The organism is Mycobacterium sp. E735, from assembly GCF_001666955.1.
In the GTDB taxonomy this organism is placed as follows: Bacteria; Actinomycetota; Actinomycetes; order Mycobacteriales; family Mycobacteriaceae; genus Mycobacterium.
The window spans coordinates 18,832-27,100 of sequence record NZ_LZIX01000192.1; the positions used below are offsets into that span (position 1 = coordinate 18,832).

Here is an 8,269-nt window from a genome sequence, read left to right on the forward strand (position 1 = left end):
TCGCTCCTTTACGCTTCGCCGTCACAAGCAACTGCCCGAACCATGCCGGGTGAGCCTCCCACCCGTCCAATACCGAATCACTCACGGCCGATAACCAACGGCTATCGACGCCCCGAAACCGCGGCTGACTAGCGCCGATAGACGACATGTATCGGCGCATAGCGGCCCCGTCTTGGACACCCGCCGGGCCCCGGCGTCAAAGTAAGGGCGCAGGCTTTGCTTCACCTCCGACCAGACGTGAGGAGTCACCACCATGACCGCAGTTTCGGCATCCCCCGGCCAGGCGCAGGGGTCCGCGCGGCTGATCGACGGATTCCACCTGGTGGTGGAGGCGCTCAAGGCCAACGACGTGCACACCGTCTACGGGATCGTCGGCATCCCGGTCACCGACCTCGCCCGCGTCACACAGGCGTCCGGCATCCGCTACATCGGCTTCCGGCAGGAGGGTTCGGCCGGCAATGCGGCGGCCGCGGCCGGATTCCTCACCGGCCGGCCGGGTGTGTGCCTCACGACGTCCGGTCCCGGTTTCCTCAACGGGTTGCCGGCGCTCGCCAACGCCACCACGAACTGCTTCCCGATGATCCAGATCTCGGGATCGAGCGATCGGGCGCTGGTCGATCTGCAGCGCGGTGACTACCAGGACATCGACCAGCTCAACGCCGCGCGACCATTCGTGAAGGCGGCCTACCGGATCAACCGGATCGAGGACATCGGGCGCGGCGTCGCGCGCGCCATGCGCTCCGCGATCTCCGGCCGTCCCGGCGGCGTGTACCTCGACATCCCCGGCGACGTGCTGGGGCAAGCCATGGACGCCGCGGCCGGCGCGGACACCGTCTGGCGGATCGTCGACCCGGCGCCCCGGCAGCTGCCGGCACCCGAGGCGGTCGAGCGCGCGCTGCAGGTGCTTGCGCGAGCGGAACGACCGTTGATCGTGCTCGGCAAGGGGGCGGCATACGCCCAGGCGGACAACGTGATCCGCGAGTTCGTGGAGGCCAGCGGCATTCCTTTTCTGCCGATGTCGATGGCCAAGGGCCTGCTGCCGGATTCACACCCGCAGTCGGCGGCGGCCGCGCGCTCGCTCGCGATCGCACGCGCCGACGCGGTGCTGTTGGTCGGCGCACGTCTGAATTGGCTTCTCGGGCATGGGGATTCGCCGCGGTGGTCGGCGCACGCCAAGTTCATTCAGGTCGACATAGCGCCGGCGGAGTTCGACAGCAATCAGCCGATCGCGGCGCCCCTGGCCGGTGACATCGGCTCGGTGATGACGGCGTTGCGTGACGGCTTGGCCGCCCGTCCCGTCACCGCGCCCGCGGAATGGACCGGGGAGCTCGCCGAGCGCACCGCCCGCAATGATGCCAAGATGCGCGAGCGGCTGGCCGAAGATCCGCACCCGATGCGCTTCTACAACGCGCTTGGCGCGATTCGCGCTGTGCTGCAGGACAACCCGGAGGCGTACGTGGTCAACGAGGGGGCCAACGCGCTGGACCTGGCCCGCAACGTCATCGGTATGGAGCTACCGCGCCACCGGCTGGACACGGGCACCTGGGGCGTCATGGGCATCGGCATGGGCTACGCCATCGCCGCCGCCGTCGAGACCGGGCAGCCCGTGGTCGCGATCGAGGGGGACAGCGCGTTCGGGTTCAGCGGCATGGAAGTCGAGACCATTTGCCGCTACCGCCTGCCGGTGACCGTGGTCATTCTCAACAATGGTGGCGTCTACCGCGGCGACGAGGCACCCAACGGCGCCGACCCGGCACCGACCGTGCTCAACGCGCGGGCACGTCACGAGCTGATCGCGGAGGCCTTCGGCGGCAAGGGATATCACGTCACCACCCCGTCGGAGTTAGGCTCTGCCCTGTCCGAGGCGATTGGCTCTCGCGGACCGGCGGTCATCGACTGCGAACTCGACCCGGCGGCGGGAGTGGAAAGTGGGCATCTGGCGAGCCTGAACCCGACCAGCAAGGCGGTCAACGCCGGTGGGTGATACGCGACAGTTGCACGTCGAAGAACTCGTTCAGCGACAGCTGCGCGGCGGAGGCGGCGAGCGCCCGGGCGATCGGCGACCCGGGGCCTGCGGAATTGGTCGCCAGGGCGATGTCCGCCGTGAGCACCGGGTCGACCATCTGCACCGCGCGGACCTCCGGGCCCAGCGGCGACGTCCACAACCAGGTGTGCGGCACGATGCACGCCCAGTTGCCCGCGGCGACCTGTGCGAATAGCGAAGCGACGGAGTCGGTTTCGACCTGGGGCGACACCTCTATGGCGTGGTCCGCGAATGCCTTGTCGATGATCTGCCGGTCCCGCATGTCCGCGGTGAGCAATGCCAGCGGCAGCTGGGCGGCCTCCGGCCAGGTCATCGTCGATGCGGCGGACCCCAACATGTCCGCGGGTGACAACAGCACATAGTGCTCCCGGTACAGCGGCACCAGATTCACCTCATGGGCCTCGTCGGGCTCTGCGTGCACGATCGCGGCGTCCAGTTCGAATTCCCGCAGCCGACGGTACAGTTCGGTGCCCGCCAGCCGGGAAAGGATGTGCACCTTCGCCAACGGGTGCTCGGAGCAGAACGCCGAGAGCACCAGCGACGCCGTCGTCGACGCCGTGGGCACCGTCCCCAACCGGAGCATGCCGGTGATGCCGGACCGCACCGCATGCACCTCGGCCTTGAACGCGTCGTGTTCGGCCAGAATCCGCCTGGCCCACACCACCAACCGCTCCCCTTCGGGCGTGAGGCCCTCGAAGCTGTGGCCGCGATTGATCAGGGTGACGTTCAGTTCCCGTTCCAGCTTGGCGATCGCGGCAGAGAGCGCCGGTTGGGAGACGAAGCATTTCTCGGCAGCGCGGGCGAAGTGGCGCTCCTGCGCGACCGCGACGAAATACTCCAGCTGACGGAAGAGCACCCGCACCTCCTCGGCCCGAAGGAGTTTTGCTGAGGCTAACGCGTCACCGGCGCCCCGGCCAATCAGCGGGCCGGCGAGGAAGCTCGGTGGAAAGCGGCGGCGCGGGCGGGCCGAACTCGGCCGCACCCCGAAAGCGACTGCGCTGGTGGGAAACCGCCCCGACGGCGGCAACCGCCGCGCAAGCGGGTCGTTTATCTCCAGCCCAAAATGGTAATCCCCGTCAGACCGGGCCAGGGTCCGCCATGAACCGAGCATCCAGTCAACATGGCGGAATCTACGCGATGATCGGATCGCTACCGCTGAGCGGCGAACCCGCCAGAGTTTGCTGAAAGCGGCAGCGCCGGGACAGCCAGTAGAATAATCTGGTGTTTATCGCACCGTACCGAAGGGTGGACGCCATGCGCCGCGGTGTTCGTTATCTGTTTGTTATGGTCGCGATCACGACGCTGAGCCTCGTCGGAGCGACCGGCCGCAGCCACGCCGCCATTCCCGCTCCCCAACCCATGCCCGGCATCGCCGCGGTTTTGCCGGCCGACGGCGCGGTAGTGGGGGTCGCGCACCCGGTGGTGGTGAGTTTCCGGGCACCCGTCGGTGACCGCGCCGCCGTCGAGCGGTCCATCCACGTGACGTCGCCGAGCAACACACCGGGGCACTTCGAATGGGTCAAGGACGATGTCGTGCAGTGGGTGCCGAACCAGTACTGGCCTCCTCACACCCACGTCTCGGTGGGTATCCAGGCCCTCACGACGGGATTCGACACCGGTGACGCGCTTCTCGGCGTTGCGAGCATCTCCGGGCACACCTTCACCGTCAGCCGAAACGGCGAGGTGCTGCGCACCATGCCTGCCTCGATGGGCAAGCCCAGCCGGCCCACGCCGGTCGGCAACTTCACCGCCCTGGAAAAGGAGCGGTCGGTCGTGATGGATTCGCGGACCATCGGCATCCCGCTGAGTTCACCCGAGGGATACAAAATCACCGCCCAATACGCCGTCCGCGTCACATGGAGCGGCGTCTACGTGCACTCCGCGCCCTGGTCGGTCGATTCTCAGGGCTACGCCAACGTGAGCCATGGCTGCATCAACCTCAGCCCCGACAACGCCGCGTGGTACTTCAACCAGGTGAACGTGGGGGATCCGATTCAGGTCGTCGCCTGATCCTGGCGGCGCACGCGCCCTTTTGAAACGCGGCGTGATCCAACCTTCCCTCCCCTGTGACAACCGTCACAACGCTTGAACGGAAGACTGGCCCGCGACGGTGAGTTCCGGTAGGACGAGGACCCGAGCGAGAGGCTGTTCATGACCGGTGACGCGGCGCACGAAGAATCGAACGTTGCGGGTGCGAGCAGCGCGGCGCGCGAGCGGGTGGCCGACCGGATTCGCCGACTGGACGCGGGGGACGAGCAGTTCCGGAGCGCCAAGCCGGACCCGTCACTCCAGCGGACGGCCCGCCGGCCGGGACTGCGGCTGACCGAGATCCTGCAGACTTTCGTCGACGGTTACGCCGATCGTCCGGCGCTGGGCTGGCGGGCACGCTCGTTGGTCACCGATCCCGAAAGCGGCCGCACCACTGCGCAATTGCTCCCCCGGTTCGAGACCCTCAACTACCGCGATCTGTGGGCCAACGTAGGAGCGATCGCCACCGCATGGCGAAACGACACGGCTCACCCGGTGGCGCCCGGAGACTTCGTCGCCACAGTCGGTTTCGCCAGCGCCGAGTACCTGACCCTGGATTTGGTCTGCGGGTATCTCGGGCTGGTCGCGGTGCCCCTGCAGCACAATGCGGCGGCGTCCCGGTTGCGGCCCATCGTCGCCGAGGTCGAGCCGCGAGTACTCGCGGCGGGCGCCGGCTACCTCGACCTGGCCGTCGAAGCGGCGCTGGGCAGCGCGTCGGTGAGACGCCTGGTGGTCTTCGACTACTCCCCCCAAATCGACGATCAGCGCGAGGCTTTGGCGCGTGCGCGGGCGAAGCTTTCGGCCGCCGGCATGTCGGTGACGATCGAGACGTTCGACGAGCTGATCGAGCGCGGCCGCGCCCTGCCGCCCGAGCCGGCGTACGCCGGCGGCACCGACGAGCGGCTGGCCATGATCATGTACACCTCGGGCAGCACGGGGCTGCCCAAGGGTGCCATGTACACCGAGCGCATGCTGTGCAAGCTGTGGACCAACGAGCTGATGCCCGACTTCGCGGACACACCCGTGTTCAACGTCAATTTCATGCCGCTCAATCACCTCGGCGGCCGGATCCCCCTGTCGACTGCGTTCCAGGCGGGCGGCACCAGCTACTTCGTGCCCGAGAGCGACCTGTCCACGCTGTTCGACGACTGGAACCTGGTGCGCCCCACCGAAATGGGTTTGGTACCCCGGGTGGCGGAGATGCTGTACCAGCGCTACCAGAGTGCCGTCGACCGGCGGGTCGCCCAGGGGGCCGACGCGGAATCCGCGGAAGCCGAGGCGCGCACCGAGTTGCGCGAGCGGGTGCTGGGCGGGCGCATCGTCACCGCCTTCTGCGGCACCGCGCCCCTGGCAGCCGAGATGAGGGCCTTCGTGGAGAGTTGCCTGGAGGTCCATGTCCTCGACGGCTACGGGCTGACCGAGGTCGGGATGGTGACCAAGGACGGCCGGATCGCTGCGCCGCCGGTCTTGGACTACAAGCTCATCGACGTACCCGAGTTGGGTTATTTCCTTACCGACAAGCCCTTTCCGCGGGGCGAGCTGCTCGTCAAGTCGCTGACGGCCACGCCCGGATACTTCAAGCGCCCGGACGTCACCGCCAATGCCTTCGACGCGCAGGGCTACTACCGGACCGGTGATGTGATGGCGGAGCTGGAGCCGAACCGGCTCGCCTATGTCGACCGGCGCAACAACGTATTGAAGCTCGCCCAAGGCGAATTCGTCGCCGTCGCCAGCCTGGAGGCCGTGTTCAGCAGCGCGGCGCTGATTCGGCAGATCTTCGTCTACGGCAACAGCGAACGCCCGTATCTGTTGGCCGTCATCGTGCCGACCGCCGACGCGCTGGACAGGTTCGCCGGTGATGCCGACGGGATCAAGACCGCTCTGCACGAATCCCTGCGCCAGGCAGCCGGCCTCGCCGAGCTGCAGTCCTACGAGGTGCCCGCCGACTTTCTCGTCGAGGTCGAGCCGTTCAGTGAGGACAACGGTCTGCTGTCCGGGGTGGGCAAGCTGCTCCGGCCGAAGCTCAAGGAGCACTACGGCGACCGGCTCGAGCAGCTGTACGCGGACTTGGCCGCCAACCGGGTTTCCGAGTTGCGGGCGCTGCGAGAGGGAGCGGCGGATCGGCCGGTCATCGACACGCTGTCCCGCGCCGCCGAGGCGCTCCTCGGCCTCGCCGGCGGTCCGCCCGACCCCGACGCCCTGTTCATCGAACTCGGCGGGGATTCGCTGTCGGCGTTGACCTTCTCCAACCTGCTGCAGGACATCTTCGACGTCGAGGTGCCAGTGGGAATGATCATCGGTCCGGCCACCGATCTGGCTCAGCTCGCGGAATTCGTTGAGGCCGAGCGCCATTCGGGGTCACGCCGCCCGACGTTCGGGTCCGTGCACGGGAGGGACGCCACCGAGGCCCGCGCGACCGACCTCAGGCTGGACAAATTCCTCGACCCGAAGACGCTGGCCGACGCCCCCACCCTGCCGCGGGCCACCGGCACACCGCACACGGTGCTGTTGACCGGCGCCAACGGCTATCTCGGCCGCTTCCTGTGCCTGGAATGGCTGGAGCGCCTCGCCGAGACGGGCGGAAGACTGGTCTGCATCGTGCGCGGCACCGATGCGGCAGCGGCCGCCGAGCGTCTCGAAGGTGTCTACCGCAGTGGCGACCCGCATCTGGTCGATCGGTTCCGCGAATTGGCGGCCGACCACCTCGAGGTCATCGCCGGCGACATCGGCGAGCCGAGCCTGGGGCTGGACCAAGCGACGTGGGACCGGCTGGCCCGCAGCGTCGACATGATCGTTCACCCGGCGGCGCTGGTCAATCACGTGTTGCCGTACGACCAGCTGTTCGGGCCCAATGTCGTTGGCACCGCTGAAATCATCCGCCTGGCGCTCACCGCACGCATCAAACCGGTGACCTATCTGTCGACGGTCGCCGTGGCCATGTCCGTCGATCCGGCCCGGTTCACCGAAGACGGTGACATCCGCACGATCAGCCCGGTGCGGCCGATCGGATCCGGCTACGCAAACGGGTACGCGAACAGCAAGTGGGCCGGAGAGGTGCTGCTGCGCGAGGCGCACGATCTCTGCGAGCTGCCGGTCGCCGTCTTCCGGTCCGACATGATCCTCGCCCACAGCCGCTACGCCGGGCAGCTGAACGTTCCAGATGCCTTCACGCGGTTGATCTTCAGCCTGCTGGTCACCGGAATCGCGCCGTCGTCGTTCTACGAGCCCACCGGCACCGGCGACCGGGCCAGGGCCCACTACGACGGCCTGCCCGCGGACTTCGTGGCCGAGGCCGTGGCGGCGCTCGGCGAGCAGCTCGCGATGGCCCCCGACGAGCCGGAGCCGTCCGGGACGTTCCGCTCCTTCGACGTGATGAACCCGCACGACGACGGGATCTCCCTGGACGTGTTCGTGGACTGGTTGATCGCCGACGGCCACGACATCCGGCGCATCGAGGATTACCACGAGTGGCTCCGGCGGTTCGGCACGGCGCTCCGCGCCCTGCCGGACCAGCAGCGGCAACAATCCGTGCTGCCGTTGCTGGACGCCTACCACCAGCCGGAGCGGCCGCTGCGCGGGGCGCCGGCCCCGACCGACGTCTTCCGTGCGGCGGTCCAGGCCGCAAAGATCGGTGCGGACAAGGACATTCCGCACCTGTCGGCCGACTTGATCGCCAAGTACGTGTTCGACTTGCGGTTACTCGGGATGGTGTAGTGGTTAGCCGGGCAAGCCCCTCATGATCGCGACCTCTTGCTTACGTCCGACGTCGACCGCACCTCCATGGGCGTTCCTTCCGCGTCTGACGCCGCTGGTGCCTTCGCGGCCGCGCCACCAGACGGGCACTGGGCACCCGCCTTTGCGTGCCTATGCTTGCTGAGGGAAGGGATGCTCGCGGTGGGAGGAAACGACATGACGGCTGCTGCGGCGCGCGCCGTACGGTTCGACCGGTACGGGGGCCGGGAGGTGTTGTACGTGGCCGACATCGACATGCCTCGGCCCGGGCCCGGCGAGGTGGTGGTCGAGGTCCGCGCCGCGGGGATCAATCCGGGTGAGGCGGCTATCCGAAGCGGCGCGATGCATGAGATGTTTCCCGCGACCTTCCCATCCGGGCAGGGCAGCGACCTCGCCGGGCCCGGGCCGAGGCATGTCGATGTCGGCCACGTACAACACCTCCCGGCCCCCGTACCGGTCGAACCG

At 68.1% G+C, this 8,269-nt stretch carries 4 protein-coding genes and 1 pseudogene; 4 read left to right on the forward strand and 1 reads right to left on the reverse strand.

The features are described from left to right. The first annotated feature begins 253 nt into the window (after positions 1-253). The gene (oxc, locus tag A5704_RS15285; protein ID WP_067889737.1) at positions 254-1,984 is read left to right on the forward strand and encodes an oxalyl-CoA decarboxylase; all 1,731 of its coding nucleotides are present in this window, start codon (positions 254-256) and stop codon (positions 1,982-1,984) included. On the opposite strand, the gene A5704_RS15290 is transcribed toward oxc, so the two are convergent. Continuing rightward, positions 1,968-2,900: a LysR family transcriptional regulator gene (locus tag A5704_RS15290; RefSeq protein ID WP_067749837.1), complete on the reverse strand. Its 933-nt coding sequence runs from the start codon at positions 2,898-2,900 to the stop codon at positions 1,968-1,970. The genes oxc and A5704_RS15290 overlap by 17 nt on opposite strands. Before the next feature lie 398 nt (positions 2,901-3,298). On the opposite strand from A5704_RS15290, the gene A5704_RS15295 reads away from it, so the two are divergent. From A5704_RS15295 to A5704_RS15305, 3 genes and pseudogenes are all read left to right on the forward strand, one after another. Further along, a complete protein-coding gene (locus A5704_RS15295; protein ID WP_067889742.1) occupies positions 3,299-4,054 on the forward strand; it encodes a L,D-transpeptidase family protein in 756 nt (251 codons plus the stop codon). A 141-nt stretch (positions 4,055-4,195) separates the two neighbouring features. After that, on the forward strand, positions 4,196-7,786 hold the full coding sequence (car, locus tag A5704_RS15300) for a carboxylic acid reductase (protein WP_067889739.1): 3,591 nt from the start codon (positions 4,196-4,198) through the stop codon (positions 7,784-7,786). Positions 7,787-7,981: 195 nt separating this feature from the next. Continuing rightward, positions 7,982-8,269 (forward strand): annotated as a pseudogene (locus A5704_RS15305) (NADP-dependent oxidoreductase); the annotation flags it as partial.

Coding starts and splice junctions, on each gene's coding strand:
- oxc (WP_067889737.1), top strand. CDS start 254: ATGACCGCAGTTTCGGCATCCCCCGGCCAGGCGCAGGGGTCCGCGCGG.
- A5704_RS15295 (WP_067889742.1), top strand. CDS start 3,299: ATGCGCCGCGGTGTTCGTTATCTGTTTGTTATGGTCGCGATCACGACG.
- car (WP_067889739.1), top strand. CDS start 4,196: ATGACCGGTGACGCGGCGCACGAAGAATCGAACGTTGCGGGTGCGAGC.